The sequence below is a fragment of the Azospirillum brasilense genome, from assembly GCF_003349955.1.
Taxonomy (GTDB): domain Bacteria; phylum Pseudomonadota; class Alphaproteobacteria; order Azospirillales; family Azospirillaceae; genus Azospirillum; species Azospirillum brasilense_B.
The window spans coordinates 1-16628 of record NZ_QLKQ01000031.1; the positions used below are offsets into that span (position 1 = coordinate 1).

The 16628-nt window shown below is 69.6% G+C and carries 16 protein-coding genes; 10 read left to right on the forward strand and 6 right to left on the reverse strand.

Going from position 1 to position 16628, the window contains the following annotated elements; translation table 11 throughout:
* A partial coding sequence (locus DXK32_RS33110; RefSeq protein ID WP_247877169.1) for a NahK/ErcS family hybrid sensor histidine kinase/response regulator occupies positions 1–2674 on the forward strand: 2674 nt, incomplete at its 5' end.
* Between the two features lie 79 nt (positions 2675–2753).
* On the opposite strand, the gene DXK32_RS32180 is transcribed toward DXK32_RS33110, so the two are convergent.
* The 3 genes from DXK32_RS32180 to ipdC form a co-directional block, all read right to left on the reverse strand.
* Complete coding sequence (locus tag DXK32_RS32180; RefSeq protein ID WP_145682275.1) at positions 2754–3002, reverse strand: hypothetical protein; 249 nt, start codon at positions 3000–3002, stop codon at positions 2754–2756.
* A gap of 157 nt (positions 3003–3159) precedes the next feature.
* Complete coding sequence (locus DXK32_RS15160; protein ID WP_014239485.1) at positions 3160–3729, reverse strand: hypothetical protein; 570 nt, start codon at positions 3727–3729, stop codon at positions 3160–3162.
* A gap of 160 nt (positions 3730–3889) precedes the next feature.
* A complete protein-coding gene (gene ipdC / locus DXK32_RS15165) occupies positions 3890–5521 on the reverse strand; it encodes an indolepyruvate/phenylpyruvate decarboxylase (protein WP_114859272.1) in 1632 nt (543 codons plus the stop codon).
* Between the two features lie 413 nt (positions 5522–5934).
* Between ipdC and gltX the strand changes: the two genes are divergently transcribed.
* Complete coding sequence (gltX, locus tag DXK32_RS15170) at positions 5935–7293, forward strand: glutamate--tRNA ligase (RefSeq protein ID WP_114859273.1); 1359 nt, start codon at positions 5935–5937, stop codon at positions 7291–7293.
* 75 nt (positions 7294–7368) lie between these two features.
* Complete coding sequence (gene cysS, locus DXK32_RS15175) at positions 7369–8742, forward strand: cysteine--tRNA ligase (RefSeq protein ID WP_114859274.1); 1374 nt, start codon at positions 7369–7371, stop codon at positions 8740–8742.
* A gap of 207 nt (positions 8743–8949) precedes the next feature.
* Here cysS and DXK32_RS15180 read toward each other — a convergent pair whose 3' ends face one another.
* Both DXK32_RS15180 and adh read right to left on the reverse strand, forming a co-directional pair.
* The gene (locus DXK32_RS15180; protein WP_114859275.1) at positions 8950–9333 is read right to left on the reverse strand and encodes a DUF779 domain-containing protein; all 384 of its coding nucleotides are present in this window, start codon (positions 9331–9333) and stop codon (positions 8950–8952) included.
* 97 nt (positions 9334–9430) lie between these two features.
* The gene (gene adh, locus DXK32_RS15185) at positions 9431–10951 is read right to left on the reverse strand and encodes an aldehyde dehydrogenase (RefSeq protein ID WP_114859326.1); all 1521 of its coding nucleotides are present in this window, start codon (positions 10949–10951) and stop codon (positions 9431–9433) included.
* 254 nt (positions 10952–11205) lie between these two features.
* Between adh and DXK32_RS15190 the strand changes: the two genes are divergently transcribed.
* The 6 genes from DXK32_RS15190 (at position 11206) to DXK32_RS15215 (ending at position 15310) form a co-directional block, all read left to right on the forward strand.
* Positions 11206–11613, forward strand: a complete 408-nt coding sequence (locus tag DXK32_RS15190; protein WP_114859276.1) for a winged helix-turn-helix domain-containing protein — start codon at positions 11206–11208, stop codon at positions 11611–11613.
* 58 nt (positions 11614–11671) lie between these two features.
* The gene (locus DXK32_RS15195) at positions 11672–12079 is read left to right on the forward strand and encodes a c-type cytochrome (protein WP_114859277.1); all 408 of its coding nucleotides are present in this window, start codon (positions 11672–11674) and stop codon (positions 12077–12079) included.
* Positions 12080–12153: 74 nt separating this feature from the next.
* The gene (locus tag DXK32_RS15200) at positions 12154–12399 is read left to right on the forward strand and encodes a hypothetical protein (RefSeq protein WP_114859278.1); all 246 of its coding nucleotides are present in this window, start codon (positions 12154–12156) and stop codon (positions 12397–12399) included.
* Positions 12400–12508: 109 nt separating this feature from the next.
* Positions 12509–13087, forward strand: coding sequence for a YqaA family protein (locus DXK32_RS15205; RefSeq protein ID WP_014241343.1), 579 nt, complete (start codon positions 12509–12511; stop codon positions 13085–13087).
* A gap of 85 nt (positions 13088–13172) precedes the next feature.
* Complete coding sequence (locus DXK32_RS15210) at positions 13173–14156, forward strand: SDR family oxidoreductase (protein ID WP_114859279.1); 984 nt, start codon at positions 13173–13175, stop codon at positions 14154–14156.
* Between the two features lie 290 nt (positions 14157–14446).
* Positions 14447–15310, forward strand: coding sequence for a TrmH family RNA methyltransferase (locus DXK32_RS15215; RefSeq protein ID WP_247877170.1), 864 nt, complete (start codon positions 14447–14449; stop codon positions 15308–15310).
* Between the two features lie 10 nt (positions 15311–15320).
* Here DXK32_RS15215 and DXK32_RS15220 read toward each other — a convergent pair whose 3' ends face one another.
* The gene (locus tag DXK32_RS15220; protein ID WP_114859281.1) at positions 15321–15764 is read right to left on the reverse strand and encodes a hypothetical protein; all 444 of its coding nucleotides are present in this window, start codon (positions 15762–15764) and stop codon (positions 15321–15323) included.
* 164 nt (positions 15765–15928) lie between these two features.
* On the opposite strand from DXK32_RS15220, the gene msrA reads away from it, so the two are divergent.
* On the forward strand, positions 15929–16570 hold the full coding sequence (gene msrA / locus DXK32_RS15225) for a peptide-methionine (S)-S-oxide reductase MsrA (protein ID WP_114859282.1): 642 nt from the start codon (positions 15929–15931) through the stop codon (positions 16568–16570).
* The last annotated feature ends 58 nt before the right edge of the window (positions 16571–16628 follow it).

A 16628-nucleotide genomic window follows, 5' to 3' on the forward strand; every position in this document is an offset into this window, starting at 1 on the left:
GTCCGCCACCCTCCCGCCCCCCCCTCCGGCTGCCGACCGGGACAAGCGGCTGGAGGCGCTGGAGCGCGAGAACGCCAAGCTCCGCCGCATCAACCAGGTGCTGATGGACCGGGTGGAGCGGTCGATGGACGTGCAGGGGGGCGCCTTCTCCCTGTTCCAGACCGCCATCGTCCTGGAGCAGAAGGTGCGCGAGCGCACGCTGGAGCTGGAGCGCGCCCTGCGCGAGCTGGAGGACAGCCACCGCGCGCTCGCCCGCGCCAAGGAGCTGGCCGACACCATGCGCGGCCGCCTGTCGGAGGCCATCGAGTCGGTCAACGAGGGTTTCGCCATCTTCGACGCCGACGACCGGCTGGTGCTGTGCAACAGCAAGTATCTGGCCCTGTGGCCGGAGATCCGCGACCGCATCCTGCCGGGCATCCGTTTCCAGGAGATCGCCGAGCTGGCCGCCTCCTCGCGCACCATCGCCGACGCCTACCCGCGGCCCGACCGCTGGCTGTCGGAACGGCTGGCCCAGCACCGGGCGCTGAAGGGCCCCTACGTCTACCGGCTGGCCGATGGGCGCTGGGTCCAGGTGAACGAACGGCGGACCCGCGACGGCGGGGTGGTCGGCGTCTACACCGACATCACCGACATCAAGGAGCATGAGACCCGCCGCCGCGAGCGCGAGCTGGCCGAGAAGTCGGCGCTCCTCCAGGCGACGCTGGACAACATCGCCCAGGGAGTCGGGGTGTACGACCGCGACCAGCGGCTGGTCGCCTGGAACGAGCGCTTCACCGGCCTGCTGCGCCTGCCCGCCAAGGTGGCGGAGCGCGGGGCGGGCTTCGCCGACTTCGTGCTGCACCACGCGGCGCTGGGCGAGCGTGGCCTGTCGCTGAAGGCGCTGATGATGCCGAGCGGACTCGTCGAGCAGCCCTGGCTGGACGGCACGGTGCTGGAGATCAGCCGCAACCCCATGCCGGGCGGCGGCTTCGTCCTGACCTTCACCGACATCACCGAGCGCAAGCGCGCCGAGCAGGCCCTGCGCGACAGCGAGGAGCGCATCCGGCTGGTCACCGACGCCGTGCCGGCGCTGATCGCCTATGTCGACGCCGAGCAGCGCTTCCGCTTCGTCAACAAGGCCTACGAGGGCTGGTTCAACCGCAAGCGCGAGGAGATCGAGGGCCAGCCCATGTGGGCGGCGCTGGGCGACCTCTATTACGAGGTGCGGCGCTCCTACGTGCTGCGGGCACTGGCCGGCGAGGAGGTAACCTTCGACCTGGAGCTGCCCGGCGAGAACGGCGCGCCGCGCTACGCCGTCGCCACCTACATCCCGCATTTCGGCGAGCGGCGCGGCGGCGGCAAGCCGGAGGTTCTGGGCTATTTCGGCCTGATCCACGACATCACCGAGCGGCGCATGGCGGCGGAGGCGCTGGCCGACGCCAAGGACAGCCTGGAGCGCCGCGTCGTCGAGCGCACCGCCGAGCTGACCCGGCTCAACAGCCAGCTCCAGCAGGAGATCGCCGAGCGCATCGCCGCGGAGGAGGCGCTGCGGCTGGCCAAGGCGGAGGCGGAGCAGGCCAACCTGTCCAAGACGCGCTTCCTGGCGGCGGCGAGCCACGACCTGCTTCAGCCGCTGAACGCCGCACGGCTGTTCGTCTCGGCGCTGGGCGATCTGGAGCAGCCGGAGCCGAACCGCGGGCTGGTCGACAACATCGACGTCGCCCTGGCCTCGGTGGAGGACCTGCTGTCGGCACTGCTGGACATCTCCAAGCTGGACGCCGGGGCGGTGCGGCCGGAGATCGCCGATTTCCCGATCAAGAGCCTGTTCGGCGCGCTGGCCACCGAATACGCGGCGGTGGCGAAGGAGCGCGGGCTGGAGCTGAGCGTCGTTCCCAGCCACGCCGTGGTGCGCAGCGACATCCGCCTGCTCCGCCGGATTTTGCAGAACTTCCTGTCCAACGCCCTGCGCTACACACAAGCAAAAAGGGCGACGAAGGGCGGCGCGGGGCGTGTCCTGGTCGGCTGCCGGCGGACGCCCGAAGGCTTGCGGATCGAGGTGTGGGACACCGGCCCCGGCGTGCCCGCCGACAAGCTGGACGAGATTTTCCAGGAGTTCCGCCGCCTCGATACCCCCTGCGCCAACGAGCGGGTGCGCGGCATGGGCCTCGGCCTCGCCATCGTGGAGCGGGTGGCGCGGATGCTCGACCACCCGATCACCGTGCGCTCGCAGCCGGGGCGGGGGTCGGTCTTCGCGGTGACGGTGCCCTTCGGCCGCTACGCCCGCCCGGTGCGCGCTCTGGAGGCGCCGGTGCAGACCGCCTCGAACCGGCTGGCCGGCACGCGGGTGCTGGTGATCGACAACGAGCCGGCGGTGCTGGCCGGGATGCGCGCGCTTCTGGAAGGCTGGGGGTGCAGCGTCGCCACGGCGGCGTCGGGCGACGAGGCGCTGGCCGGGCTGGGGGCGGTGGCGCCGGACGTGCTGTTCGCCGACTACCATCTGGACGACGGGGTGATCGGCTTCACCGAGATCGCGCGGGTGCGCGAACGCTGCGGGGCGGACCTGCCGTCGGTCCTCATCACCGCCAACCGCACCGCCGAAGTGGTCGAGGAGGCGCAGGCCAGGGGCTGCCATGTGCTGAACAAGCCGGTGCGCCCGGCCCAGCTGCGCGCGGTGATGACGGGCCTGCTGGCGTAAGGGGACGCGATGGGGCCCCACCCCGGCCGCTCCCCGGGAAGCGGAAGCGAAGGGCCGGGGTGGCGAAAGACCCGGAGACTCAGCGCGTCAGACGGATGATCGTCACCATCATGCCGACCGCGTACAGCTCGGCCAGCGGAACGATCCAGGACGGGTGGAAAAGGATCGACAACGGCATGATCAGCAGAAGGATCAGCGCCGGGAACACGAAATAAGGCGAATTGCAGTAAGCCGGCAGGCCATGCACCCGGCCCGAGACCCGATCCGAGACATCACGCGACTCTTCGCCAATCAAACGATCCGCATCACCAACAGTTTGATCCACCATTCTCTAGCACCCACTGCATTTATGGTCTTTTTCTTCTCCATCACTGGAAGATGGAGCGCAGCCTCTATAACACAGCTTGCCGTGGCGCGGACACGACTTCGCGCCGTCTTGCCGGATGGCGAAAACGGCGCGAGAAGTCCTGAATTTTATTGTGGCTTTACGCCGCTTCGGTCAGCGCCAGATGCGGGCGGCGGACCATCGACTGGATGGTGAAGGGGGCGCGCACGCCGCCGCTGAACAGCTCGGCGCATTCCAGCGCCTTCAGCACCCGCTCCTCCGCCGGCAGGCCGACCGTGGAGGCGAGCGAGCCCAGCGCGTAGTCGGACCCGCAGCCGATGGCGTGATAGCCGCGCACCGCCTCGCCCACCTGATAGTCGGACTGGATGGAGAAGAGACGCCCCTCGTAGCCGACCATGAAGGTGCCGCCGGTCTCCACGTCGTTGGAGCGGTGGGCATAGCCGCCGTCCTTCAGGCAGCCGCGCACGGCGTCCACGAAATCGACGACCATGTAGCGGAAGACGTCGGCCTCGGGGTCGCGGTGCGGCGGCTCCAGCCGGTAATGCAGAAGCTGGCCCATGCGGAAGCTGCTGGTGAAGCCGATCAGCAGGTCGGCGTTGCGGAACACCTTGGTGTCCGCGCGCACGGTGATGTCGAGGCCGTTCACGCCCGCGCTGTCACCGCCCATCCACACACGATCGCCGTCCACCAAGCCAACAATGCAGGTCATCGCCGTCCTCGTCCCTGAATAAATTTCGCCCGAAAGCAGGGACAGGGTGGGCTTTTATGGTTAACGAATTGTTGCGCGGCGGTGCTGCCGAAGGGGGTATCCCGCTTCGGCAGCACCGCCCTTAGCGCAGGCGCGACAAGAGCTTAGCGGAGCAGTCCCATCAGCGCGCGGCGTGCAGGCGCTTCTGCCCCTGGACGAAGCGGGCCAGCGTGTCGGACAGCACGCCGCGCGGGATCATCGCCTCGATCAGCTGGAATCGCCCGCGCGTGGCGAAGGCCTTGTCCAGCGCCGCCTTCAGCTCCGCCCGCGTGCGCACGCGCACGCCGTCGCCGCCCATGCCCGCCGCCATCTCGGCGAAGCGCCAGTCGTCCAGGTTGTTGAAGGCGGATTCGGGCTGGAAGGTGCGCAGCATCTCCCAACTGGCGTTGTTGAACAGGATCACGATGGGATCGATGCCCAGCCGTCGGCAGTTGCCAAGCTCCCACCCGGTCATCTGGAAGGCGCCGTCGCCGACCACGGTCAGGATGCGCTTGCCGCCCGACACGCACTGCGCCCCGATGCCCGCCGGCACGCCGAAGCCCATGCCCGCGTAATAGCCCGGCGCCATCAGCCCGGCGTCGATCATGTCCATGGCGGTGAACAGGCAATCGCCCATGTCCGCCGCGATCAGCAGCGGCTCCTGCCCGGCGCGGACGCGGTCGTTGACGGCGCGGGCGATGTCCATCGGGGCGATCGGCTCGCCGTCCGCCTGAAGGCCGGTCGGATAGGCGTGGGGCTCCTTGCCGCGCGTCGTCCGGTCGGACGGCGGCAGCCGCTCCAGCAGCGCGTCGACCAGCCCGTCCAGCGGGATGTCGGCGTAGGTGTGATAGCCCAGCGTCACCGCCCGGTCGAAGGCGTGGATGGTCTTGCGCAGGTCGATCTTGCGCTGGGACACCGCGAAGTTGGTGTCGCTGAGGATCGCGCCGAGCAGGAACAGCCCGTCCGACTCCTCGACCAGCCGGGTGATCTCCGCGTCGCCGGCGACGCCGATGTAGGTGCCGAGCGGCGGGGTCGGCGCGTCGGCCAGCAGGCCGCGCCCCATGAAGGTGGTCACCACCGGCACGCCCAGCCGCTGCGCCAGTTCCGCCACCTTGGCCTCCAGCCCGTAGCGGCGGACCTCGACGCAGACCATCAGCACCGGCGATGTGGCCGAGCGCATGGCCGCCAGCACCTCGTCCGCGCAGGCGGCCAGCGCGTCGCGGTCCACCGGCCAGGCGGGGTCGTCGCCCACCGGCTCGACCTCGGCGTTGACCATGTTGCGGGGGATTTCCAGATAGACCGGGCGCGACAGGGCGCGGGCGGCCCCCAGCACGCGGGCGATCTCCGCCGGGGCCTTGGCCGGATCGTCCAGCCGGGCCTGGGCGACGGTGATCTCCTTGAACACCTGGAACTGCGTGTCCAGCGTGCGGCCCTGGTGGTGCAGCAGCAGGCCGGCGTTGCCCTCCGTCGTGCCCGGCGCGCCGGAGATGACGACGACCGGCGACTTCTCGGCGTAGGCGCCGGCCACCGCGTTCACCATGTTGAAGGCGCCCGCCCCGTAGGTGACCGCCGCCACCCCCAGCGTCGAACTGTAGCGCGCCGCCGCGTCCGCCGCGAAGCCCACCGCCGGCTCGTGGCTCAGCGTGTGGAGCGGCAGGATTTGCGTTTCCTCCGCCACCTTGAAGAAGGGCAAGGCGAAATCGCCCGGAATCCCGAACATGGCCTGTGCGCCGCGATCCTTCAGCGCGCGCAGCAGGGCTTCGGCCAGCTTCATGGCCGCTCTCCCGTTCCAATTGGTTTCGCGGGCCGAAAACCCGCACAGGGGGACAGCATCGCCTCCGCCTCCGCTCCGCGCAAGAATTGTTTCATTCGAAACAATTCATATGCGCCGGAAATTGTGGAGGGGTGGGAGTGGCAATTAAAAACCCCTCTCCCGCCCCGGGAGAGGGGAGGGGCCCGCGCGCAGCGTGGGAAGGGTGAGGGTGCCGCCAAGGATCGGTGGCTTGATCCTCGCCCGACCCTCACCCGCCTGCTTCGCAGGCCCCCTCTCCCGGGGCGGGAGAGGGATTCAATGCCGAACGCGATAGGCCCCACGGCGTCCGCCTTGGCGCCCGATGGGCGTCTTTCGGACGGGCGCGCGGCGTGCTACGACTGCCGCCCTGTTCCCGACTTTCGAATGATGCCCGCATGTCCGTCGCCGTCCGCTTCGCCCCCAGCCCGACCGGTCTCCTCCATGTCGGCAATGTGCGCCTCGCGCTCGTCAACTGGCTGTTCGCGCGCAAGGCCGGCGGCACTTTCCTGCTGCGCCTCGACGACACGGACGAGGAGCGCTCCAAGCCGGAATACGCGGAGGGGATCGAGCGGGACCTGACCTGGCTCGGCCTGACCTGGGACCGCTTCGCGCGGGAAAGCGACCGTTACGGCCGCTATGACGAGGTGGCCGCGGCGCTGAAGGCCAGCGGCCGGCTCTATCCCTGCTACGAGACGCCGGAGGAGCTGAACCTCAAGCGCGCCAGCCTCGTCTCGCAGGGCCGCCCGCCGATCTACGACCGCGCGGCGCTCCGCCTGACCGACGCCGACCGCGCCCGCCTCGAATCGGAGGGGCGCAAGCCGCACTGGCGCTTCAAGCTGGAGCACACGCCGGTCGAATGGACCGACCTCGTGCGCGGCCCGGTGCATTTCGAAGGGTCGGCTCTCAGCGACCCCGTGCTGATCCGCGAGGATGGGCGGCCGCTCTACACGCTGACCAGCGTGGTGGACGACGCCGACCTCGCCATCACCCACGTCATCCGCGGCGAGGACCACGTCGCCAACACGGCGGTGCAGATCCAAATTTTTGAAGCGCTCACGAATATTGAGGGTGGCGGGGCGGTGCCGGTCTTCGCCCATCTGCCGCTGCTGACCGACGCGGCGGGACAGGGCCTGTCCAAGCGGCTGGGCAGCCTGTCCGTGGCGTCCTTGCGCGAGGAGGAGGGGATCGAGCCGATGGCGTTGGCCAGCCTGCTCGCCAAGCTCGGCACCTCCGACGCCATCGAGCCGCGGCTGACGCTGGACGAGCTGGTGGCCGAGTTCGACATCGCCAAGGTGTCCCGCGGCACCCCGAAATTCGACCCGGAGGAGCTGCTGCGGCTGAACGCGCGCATCCTCCATCTGCTGCCCTTCGAGCGGGTCGCCGGGGAACTGGCCGCGCTCGGTCTGGATGATGCCGACGCCGCCTTCTGGGAGGCGGTGCGCCCCAACCTGTCGCGCGTCGCCGAGGCCCGCGACTGGTGGGCGGTGACCCACGCCCCGGTCGTCCCGGCGGCGGACGATCCCGCCTTCCTGGCCGAGGCGGCGGCCCTGCTGCCGGAGGAGCCGTGGGACCTCTCCACCTGGGGCACCTGGACGGGTGCGGTGAAGGCGAAGACGGGTCGGAAGGGCAAGGATTTGTTCCTCCCCCTGCGCCGCGCCCTCACCGGGCGGGACCATGGACCGGAATTGAAGAACCTGCTACCCCTGATCGGCCGAACCCGCGCGCAAAAACGCCTCGCGGGAGAGACGGCCTAGAGTCCTTTCCCCCACCCCGGCCCTCCCCCGCTGGGCGGGGGAGGGGGATGAACCTTTCACAGGAGATAGGGCGCCGTGCCGCTGGACCTCTACAACACGCTGACCCGCCGCAAGGAACGCTTCGAGCCGATGAGTCCGGACCGGGTGGGCATGTATGTGTGTGGACCCACGGTCTACGACACCGCGCACATCGGCAACGCCCGTCCGGTGGTGGTGTTCGACCTGCTGTTCCGGCTGCTGCGGCGGCTGTACCCGGCGGTGACCTACGTCCGCAACATCACCGACGTCGACGACAAGATCATCGACCGCTCGCGCGACAGCGGCGAGCCGATCGAGGCGCTGACCAAGCGCACCGCCGACCTCTACCACGCCGACATGGACGCGCTGAACGCGCTGCGCCCGACCATCGAGCCGCGCGCCACGCACCACATCTCCCACATGGTCGCCCTGATCGGCCTGCTGATCGAGCGCGGCCACGCCTACGCCGCGGAAGGGCATGTGCTGTTCTCCGTGCCGTCGATGGCGGAGTACGGGCAGCTCTCCCGCCGCTCGCTGGACGAGATGATCGCCGGCGCACGGGTCGAGGTCGCCCCCTATAAGCGCGACTCCTCCGACTTCGTGCTGTGGAAGCCGAGCGCCGCCGACCAGCCCGGCTGGGACAGCCCGTGGGGCCGCGGCCGGCCGGGCTGGCACATCGAATGCTCGGCCATGGCCAAGGAGCATCTGGGCGTCACCTTCGACATCCACGGCGGCGGGCTGGACCTGATCTTCCCGCACCATGAGAACGAGATCGCCCAGAGCCGCTGCGCCCACGGCGGCGAGCCGCTGGCCCGCTACTGGGTCCACAACGGCTTCGTGACCGTCGAGGGCGAGAAGATGTCCAAGTCGCTGGGCAACTTCTTCACCGTGCACGAGCTGCTCGACGAGTTCCCCGGCGAGGCCATCCGCCTGACGCTGATGAGCGCCCATTACCGCCAGCCGCTGGACTTCACCCGCGAGGGGCTGAAGCAGTCCAAGGCGACGCTCGACCGCTGGTACCAGGCGCTGCGCGGCGAGCCCGCCCCGGCCGACGCCGAACTGCCGTTCGATGTCTTGGCCGCTCTGGAGGACGACCTCAACAGCCCGCTCGCCATCTCCCACCTGCACGAGCTGGCGTCCGCGGTGAACAAGGCGGCGGGGGACGCCGGGAAGGCCGCCGCCAAGGGCGCGCTGCGCGCCGCCGGCGAGGCGCTGGGCCTGCTCCAGCAGGACCCGGAGGCGTGGTTCCGCTGGGCGCCGAAGGGGGCCGCCGCCCTGTCCGACGCCGACATCCAGCAGCGCATCGAGGACCGTCTGGCCGCCCGCAAGGCCAAGAACTACGCGGAGGCCGACCGCATCCGCAAGGAGCTGGCCGAGCTGGGCATCGTCCTGGAGGACGGCCCGCAGGGCACGAGCTGGAAGCGCGGCTGAGGTCCGCCGGGCCGCTTCCCTCCTACCCCGAATCTCCCACCCAACGAAAAAGGCGCCTTCCGCCGTCGCGGAAGGCGCCTGAGTTCGGTTCCATATGCACCACCACGCGGGGGAGCCGGTCTGAACACGGATCAGACCGCCCGGAGGCCGTGCCGACTGGGAAAGTCCCAAAGTCGAATTCTGAATACCGCATTCCACGGAACAGCGCTATGTCTTTTTCGTCATATCGCTGGGATCGGAGCGCAGCGCCTCCACTTCGCCATCGGAGAACAGGCGGGAGCGGGTGAGGAAGCGCACGCCCTCCGGCGCCTCCAGCGAGAAACTGGCGCCGCGGCCCGGCACCACGTCGATGATGAGCTGGGTGTGCGACCAGTATTCGAACTGCGCCGCCCCCATGTAGAAGGGACAGCCGCCGATCTCCCCCAGCCGGACGTCCTGCCCGCCGGGGCGGAACTCCCCGTCCATGAAGCACATCGGCGCGCTGCCGTCGCAGCAGCCGCCGGACTGGTGGAAGAACAGCGGCCCGTAGAGCCCGCGCAGCTTTTCGATCAGCGCCAGGGCCGCCGGTGTGGCGACGACTCGTTCGACCATGGGCGGACACTCCCGAGTGAATGGCCCGTCGGATGAGAAAAAGGGCCGGAGGCCGAATGGCCGCCGGCCCAAGGTCGTCAGGGAGGAGACAAAACGCTTAGAAGAAGCCCAGGGCCTTCGGGCTGTAGCTGACCAGCAGGTTCTTGGTCTGCTGGTAGTGGTCGAGCATCATCTTGTGGGTCTCGCGACCGATGCCCGACTGCTTGTAGCCGCCGAAGGCCGCGTGGGCCGGGTAGAGGTGGTAGCAGTTGGTCCACACGCGGCCGGCCTGGATCGCCCGGCCCATGCGGAAGGCGCGGTTGCCGTCGCGGCTCCACACGCCGGCGCCCAGGCCGTAGAGCGTGTCGTTGGCGATGGCGAGCGCCTCCTCCTCGGTCTTGAAGGTCGTCACGGACACGACCGGCCCGAAGATCTCCTCCTGGAAGACGCGCATCTTGTTGTGGCCTTCGAAGACCGTCGGCTGGACGTAGTAGCCGCTCTCCAGCTCGCCGCCGAGATGGGCGCGCTCGCCGCCGATCAGCACCTTGGCGCCCTCGGCCTTGCCGATGTCGATGTAGGAGAGGATCTTCTCGAGCTGGTCGATGGACGCCTGGGCGCCGATCATCGTCGCAGGGTCGAGCGGGCTGCCCTGCTTGACGGCGGCGACGCGGGCGACGGCCTTCTCCATGAACTTGTCGTAGATCTTCTCCTGCACCAGGACGCGCGACGGGCAGGTGCAGACCTCGCCCTGGTTCAGCGCGAACATGGCGAAGCCTTCCAGCGCCTTGTCCAGGAACTCGTCGTCGTCGGCCATCACGTCGTTGAAGAAGATGTTCGGCGACTTGCCGCCCAGCTCCAGCGTGACCGGAATGATGTTCTCCGCCGCGTACTGCATGATCAGGCGGCCGGTCGTCGTCTCGCCGGTGAAGGCGATCTTGGCGATGCGCGGGCTCTGGGCCAGCGGCTTGCCGGCCTCGATGCCGAAGCCGTTGACGACGTTGAGGACGCCGTCGGGCAGCAGGTCACCGATGATCTCCATCAGCACCATGATGGCCATCGGGGTCTGCTCGGCGGGCTTCAGCACGACGCAGTTGCCGGCGGCCAGCGCCGGGGCCAGCTTCCACACGGCCATCAGCAGCGGGAAGTTCCACGGAATGATCTGGCCGACGACGCCCAGCGGCTCATGGAAATGATAGGCGTAGGTGGTGTGGTCGATTTCCGCGATGGTGCCTTCCTGGGCGCGGACGCAACCGGCGAAGTAGCGGAAATGGTCGATGGCGAGCGGCAGGTCGGCGTGGGTCGTCTCGCGGATCGGCTTGCCGTTGTCCAGCGTCTCGGCCAGCGCCAGGACGTCCAGACGCTCCTCCATGCGGTCGGCGATCTTGTTGAGGATGCGCGCGCGCTCCGCCGGGGAGGTGCGGCCCCAGGCGTCCTTGGCCTTGTGGGCGGCGTCCAGCGCCTTCTCGATGTCTTCCGCGGTGGAGCGGGCGACCTCGCACAGCACTTTGCCGGTGATCGGGGTCAGGTTGGTGAAATACTGGCCCTTCGTCGGCGGAACCCACTGGCCGCCGATGAAGTTGTCGTAGCGCGGCCGGATGGCGACCTGCTTGCTGAGCGTTTCCAGGGCCTGATGGATCACGGCGGTTTCCTCCCGAAGCGGATTGCCCAAACTGAAAGTCGTGGAATGACGTTTGGCGGGGTTGTGCGCCCTGTGTCCGTTCGACCGATGATCGGTATCCGTCACAGCGCCCCGTCGTTATCGCGGTTTCGGGGAAGGCCGGTAAATTCGACTTTGGTTGCAGACGCCGCGCCCCCCAGATTCGGGACTGACCGATGCCCGTCCGATGATACCTTGGGCGGAGATCCATCCGTTTCCCGGCGAGACTTCAGGACATGACGACCGACATCCGGCTGCGCTTCCTCCACCCCTCCGGCGCCATCGGACCCGGCAAGGTGTCCCTGCTGGAGGAGATCGACCGCACCGGCTCGATCTCCGCGGCGGCGCGGGCGCTCGGCATGTCCTTCCGCCGCGCGTGGTTCCTGGTGGAGACCATGAACTCCGCCTTCCGCGAGCCGGTGGTGCGCACCAACGTCGGCGGGCGGGAGGGCGGCGGGACCGGCCTGACCGCCTTCGGGCAGGAGGTGATCGCCCGCTACCGCCGCATGGAGGAGGAGGCCCGCCGCGCCGCCGCCCCCCACCTCGCTTGGCTTGACGAGGCGCTGAAACCGGAGGCGGCGTCCGAAAAAGGCGCGGACTCCGCTGATCCAAAGTCCAATGGCCCGGACTCCGGCGATCCGTAAAGTCTCCCCTCGACGCCGCGACCTTCCGCCGCGGCGAAACGAAGGAGACCCCCGCCCCATGCGCACCGCCGCCCGCTCCGCCGCCCCCGCAGCCGCCCGTACAGCCTTGGCCGCCCTGGTCCTTCTCGCCGCGGCGCCGCTCCCGGCCCTGGCCGACGGCGATCCCGCGAACGGCGAGAAGCTGTTCCGCCAGTGCAAGGCCTGCCACACGGTGGAAGCGGGGAAGAACCGTGTCGGCCCGACGCTGCACGGGCTGTTCGGGCGCAAGGCCGGCACCGTGGAGAGCTACGCCAACTATTCCGAAGGCTTGAAGGCGTCGGGCATCGCGTGGGACGCCAAGACGCTCGACCCGTACCTCGCCAACCCGAAGGCGGTCATCGCCGACAGCCGCATGGCCTTCGCCGGGGTGGCGAAGCCGGAGGACCGGGCCGACCTGATCGCCTATCTGGAAGCCGCGACCAAGTGAGCGTCAGCGGGACGGGAACCGGGATGGCGATCAGCCTGTTGCCCGGTTTCCACTCCCGCAACCGGAGACCGGCCATGACCGACGACGCCGCAGGGCGCAAGGGCGCCGAACCCAAGGACATCCACAAGACCGACATCGGGCGGCTGTGCGACGAGCAGAGCGGCGGCGGCGGGTCCAACCCGGACACGCGCTACCGCGGCATGCCGGGCGGCCATCCCGGCGGGGCGCGCGACGGCGACTGCGATCCGGTGGCGCGCGCCGATCCCGATAAGGCGGAGGCGGACACCGCCGAGTCCGGAGGCAAGCCCGCGCCCCGCTAGGCCGATGGCTTAGCCTTTCCGGGGCCGCCCCGAATTGGTCGTAGCCGCTGGCCCGGTCCCCCGCTAAAACAGGGGCTTCCTCACCGGCACAACACAGGCTGCGACCGGCATGCTGAAGCGCCTTTACGACTGGACGATGGCCAAGGCGGCCTCGAAGAACGCCACCACCTGGCTGGCGGGGGTTTCCTTCGCGGAAAGCTCATTCTTCCCGATCCCGCCGGACATCCTGATGGTGCCGATGGTGCTCGCCAACCGGCAGGCCGCATGGCGGATCGCGACGATCTGCACGCTGGCCTCGGTGGTGGGCGGCGTCGCCGGCTACATGATCGGCTACTTCCTGTACGAGGCCATCGGCAAGGCGGTCATCGACTTCTATCACCTGGAAGCCCAGTTCGAGACGCTGCGCCATACCTTCGTCGAATACGGCGCGGAGATCCTCATCATCAAGGGCATGACGCCCATCCCCTACAAGCTGCTGACCATCACCGCGGGTGTCGCGAAGCTGAACATCTGGGTGTTCATTGGCGCCTCGATCCTGTCGCGGGCCATCCGCTTCTATCTGGTCGCCGCCCTGCTCTACTGGTTCGGCGAGCCGGTGCGCGCCTTCATCGAAAAGCGGCTGACGCTGGTCACCACCGCCTTCGCCGTCGCGCTGATCGGCGGTTTCCTGGCGATCAAGCTGATCTGATCCACGGCAACCCAATCACGGCACCGCGACGCCGGGCCGTCCTGTCCTGTTGATGCCGCAGCGAGGCATTGACGGGAGAGGATGGATGGACAGCGCACGCGGGGCCGTGGTGGTCATCACCGGCGCGTCGAGCGGGATCGGGCGGGCCACCGCCCTGACCTTCGCGCGGGAGGGCGCCCGGCTGGTTCTGGCCGCCCGGCGGGAGTCCCTGCTCGGCGAGGTCGCCGAGGAATGCCGGGAGCTGGGCGGCGAGGCCGAGGCGGTGCCCACCGACGTCACCGACGCCCAGGCGGTCCTCCGGCTGGCCAACCGGGCGATGCAGCTGTACGGCGGCATCGACGTCTGGGTGAGCAACGCCGGGGTCGGCGCCGTCGGGCGGTTCGAGGACACGCCGCTGGAGGCGCACCGCCGTGTCGTCGAGACCAACCTGTTCGGCCCCTTGCACGCCGCGCACGCCGTGCTGCCGCTGTTCCGCCGGCAGGGCCACGGGGTGCTCATCAACACGGTGTCGGTCGGGGCCTGGGCGCCCGCCCCCTACGCCGCCGCCTACGCGGCCAGCAAGTTCGGGCTGGAGGGGCTTCTGGAAAGCCTGCGGGCGGAGCTGGTCGACGCGCCCGGCGTCCATGTCTGCGGCGTCTATCCCTTCTTCACCGACACGCCGGGCATGTCCCACGGCGCCAATTACACCGGCCACCAACTGGACGCGGAAAGCCCCTTCTACGGCGACCCGCAGGACGTGGCGGACACCATCCTGTCCGTGGCCCTGCGTCCTCGTGCCCAGGCCATGGTCGGGGCGATGACGCCGCTGACCCGGCTGGGGCACGCGGTGGCGCCGCGCCTGATGGAGACGATCGCCGGCCACGGCGCCCACCGTCATTTCAGCCGCACCCCGCCCGCCGCGCCGAGCGACGGCAACCTGTTCACCCCGGTGGAGCGGGGCCGCGGCGTCACCGGCGGCTTCCGCACCCCGCCGCCCGGCTGGGTGTCGCCCCTGCTCGTCGCCGGGGTCGCGGCCGCCGCGGCGGCGGCCTATGCCGGCTACGCGCGGAGCAGGAACGGCGGAGATTGAGCGCGGTCCTTACCAAGGCAGCGCAGGAAACGCGGGCAACGATCGACACGGATTTCACGGATCAAACACGGATTTCACGGAAGGGCTCCTGCGATACGCCCGACATCCGGCCCGGATCGAAGACTCCGTGAAATCCGTGCCCAGGTCCGTGAAATCCGTGTCGATCTTGTTTCACAATCACGTGGCGCAGCTTGCCAAGCGATGGCTCCAGGAAAACCACTGAGGGCTTTGAGTTCGGGAGTGGGTTGGTCCAGAATGCCGGCCCGTTCCCCCAAGCCCCCGAGTCCATCATGCCGAAGCCGACGACCCCGCGCGGCCGTCCGCCCGTCCCGTCCCCTGCCCGCTCCCCCCGTCCGCGTCCGGCCCAGGCCGGCAAGGACGTCCGCCGGGAGGACGTGCGGGAGGAACCGGGAAAGCTGTTCCGCGTCGCCGGCCTGTCCGCCGTCTCCGCCCTGTTCGCCCACGACCCGGCGCGGGTGGAGCGGCTGTTCTTCGAGGAGCGGCTGAAGGCGAAGACCGGCGATTTCTGCAAGGCGATGGCGGCGGCGCGCAAACCCTACCGCATGGTCGAGGCCGACGAGCTGGCCAAGGTCGCCGGGACGGTGCTGCACGGCGGAGTGGTCGCTCTGATCGCGCCGCGCCCGGTCCCCGCCTTCGACGTCGAGGCGGCGAAGCGCTGGGCAGTGGACGGGCAGCCGCTGCTGATCCTGGATGGGGTCGGCAACCCGCACAATCTGGGCGCCATCCTGCGCACCGCCGCCTTTTTCGGCCTGCGGCGCGTCGTGGTGTCGGACCATCCCGGACAGGCCCTGCCGTCGGAATCCGCCTACCGCGTCGCCGAGGGCGGGTTCGAATGGGTGGAGCTGTACCGGGCGGCCAACCTGCCGGCGGTGCTGAAGCGGCTGCGCGAGTCCCACCGGGTGGCCGGAACGGCGCTGGGCCGCGGCCGGGCGGTGGTCACCGACCCGGCGGTCCTCGCCATGGGGGATCGGCCGGCCGCCGTCGTGCTGGGCAACGAGGAGGACGGGCTTCCCCCCGCCACCCTCGCCGCCTGCGAGGACATCCTGACCCTGCCCGGCACCGGCCGCGTCCAGTCGCTGAACGTCGCGGCGACCGCGGCCATCCTCATCCACGCGCTCGCCAAGCCGGGATAAACGCTCAGGTTCAGCCGCCCAGGGCGAAGATCAGCACCAGCGCCACGACCAGGACCGAGACGATGGGCAGCATGTCCACACCGTCGCGGTCCCAGGTCGGCGCCCGGCGCGAGCCGTGTTGCCCACCGTGGGCATGGCCCATCCCCTCGTCGGCCCAGCCATGGACGGACGGGCGGGCGCCGGGAGCGGACACGGCGGGGGCCGCCGGGCTGGCGATGGTGACCACCCCGGCCCCGCGCTCGTAGTCGCCATTGCCGCGCGGGCGCTTCAGCCGTGCGTCGGTCAGCTCCACATCGATTCCCGCGGCCTCCAGTCGCTCCACCACCACGGCGACCTCCTCCGGGGTCATGGTCTCCACCGGCACGTCCTGGCCGAGCTGCTCGACGCTGAGCCGGTTGCCGTGCGTGCGCCCCTTGCCGATCAGGCGCTGGAGGGTGGCGTCGTCGATCGTCATCGTATTCTCCCGCGGTTCCACCTTGGACTGAACATTCCGAAGGGTAAACAGGCGGGACGGCCGAAGGCTCCCGTGCAAAGGCGGCGACTTGCCTCCGGGGCGGGGCGACCCGACATAATCCCCAACTCCCCATACCCAACTCTTACGCCATCGGAGAGGCCGAGATGCTCGGAATGTTCATGCGCAAGCCCCTGGCGCTGCCCAGCGCGGCGGAGGCGCTGCCCGGACGCGACACGCCGGTTCCCGTGCCGCCGCGCCACCATGTCAACGGCAACCCGCTGACTCCGCCCTACCCGGAGGGGCTGGAGGTCGCCGACTTCGGGCTCGGCTGCTTCTGGGGGGCGGAGCGCAAGTTCTGGAAAGTGCCGGGCGTCTGGTCGACCATGGTCGGCTATCAGGGCGGCCACACCCCCAACCCGACCTATGAGGAGGTCTGCTCCGGCCGCACCGGCCACACCGAGGTGGTGCGCGTCGTCTACGACCCGGCCAAGGTCGGGTTCGAGGAGCTGCTGCGCGTCTTCTGGGAGGCGCACGACCCGACCCAGGGCATGCGCCAGGGCAACGATGTCGGCACCCAGTACCGCTCGGCCATCTACACCCACACCGACGCCCAGCGCGCCGCCGCCGAGGCCAGCCGCACATCCTATCAGGACCGCCTGGAGCAGGCGGGGTTCGGCCCGGTGACGACGGAGCTGCGCGAGGCCCCGCCCTTCTACTACGCCGAGGACTATCACCAGCAGTATCTGTCCAAGAATCCCGCGGGCTATTGCGGGCTGGGCGGGACCGGGGTGACCTGCGCGGCGTGACGCGCTCTTGCGGTGCGGGGCTGAACCATGGAGACGGTTCCCGCCCCCCACTGCGGCT

What these genes read in the sequence shown, in the direction of transcription:
- DXK32_RS32180 (WP_145682275.1), bottom strand. Translation starts at nt 3,002, where the DNA reads ATGGTGGATCAAACTGTTGGTGATGCGGATCGTTTGATTGGCGAAGAG.
- DXK32_RS15160 (WP_014239485.1), bottom strand. Translation starts at nt 3,729, where the DNA reads ATGACCTGCATTGTTGGCTTGGTGGACGGCGATCGTGTGTGGATGGGC.
- ipdC (WP_114859272.1), bottom strand. Translation starts at nt 5,521, where the DNA reads ATGAAGCTGGCCGAAGCCCTGCTGCGCGCGCTGAAGGATCGCGGCGCA.
- gltX (WP_114859273.1), top strand. Translation starts at nt 5,935, where the DNA reads ATGTCCGTCGCCGTCCGCTTCGCCCCCAGCCCGACCGGTCTCCTCCAT.
- DXK32_RS15180 (WP_114859275.1), bottom strand. Translation starts at nt 9,333, where the DNA reads ATGGTCGAACGAGTCGTCGCCACACCGGCGGCCCTGGCGCTGATCGAA.
- DXK32_RS15190 (WP_114859276.1), top strand. Translation starts at nt 11,206, where the DNA reads ATGACGACCGACATCCGGCTGCGCTTCCTCCACCCCTCCGGCGCCATC.
- DXK32_RS15195 (WP_114859277.1), top strand. Translation starts at nt 11,672, where the DNA reads ATGCGCACCGCCGCCCGCTCCGCCGCCCCCGCAGCCGCCCGTACAGCC.
- DXK32_RS15200 (WP_114859278.1), top strand. Translation starts at nt 12,154, where the DNA reads ATGACCGACGACGCCGCAGGGCGCAAGGGCGCCGAACCCAAGGACATC.
- DXK32_RS15205 (WP_014241343.1), top strand. Translation starts at nt 12,509, where the DNA reads ATGCTGAAGCGCCTTTACGACTGGACGATGGCCAAGGCGGCCTCGAAG.
- DXK32_RS15210 (WP_114859279.1), top strand. Translation starts at nt 13,173, where the DNA reads ATGGACAGCGCACGCGGGGCCGTGGTGGTCATCACCGGCGCGTCGAGC.
- DXK32_RS15215 (WP_247877170.1), top strand. Translation starts at nt 14,447, where the DNA reads ATGCCGAAGCCGACGACCCCGCGCGGCCGTCCGCCCGTCCCGTCCCCT.
- DXK32_RS15220 (WP_114859281.1), bottom strand. Translation starts at nt 15,764, where the DNA reads ATGACGATCGACGACGCCACCCTCCAGCGCCTGATCGGCAAGGGGCGC.
- msrA (WP_114859282.1), top strand. Translation starts at nt 15,929, where the DNA reads ATGCTCGGAATGTTCATGCGCAAGCCCCTGGCGCTGCCCAGCGCGGCG.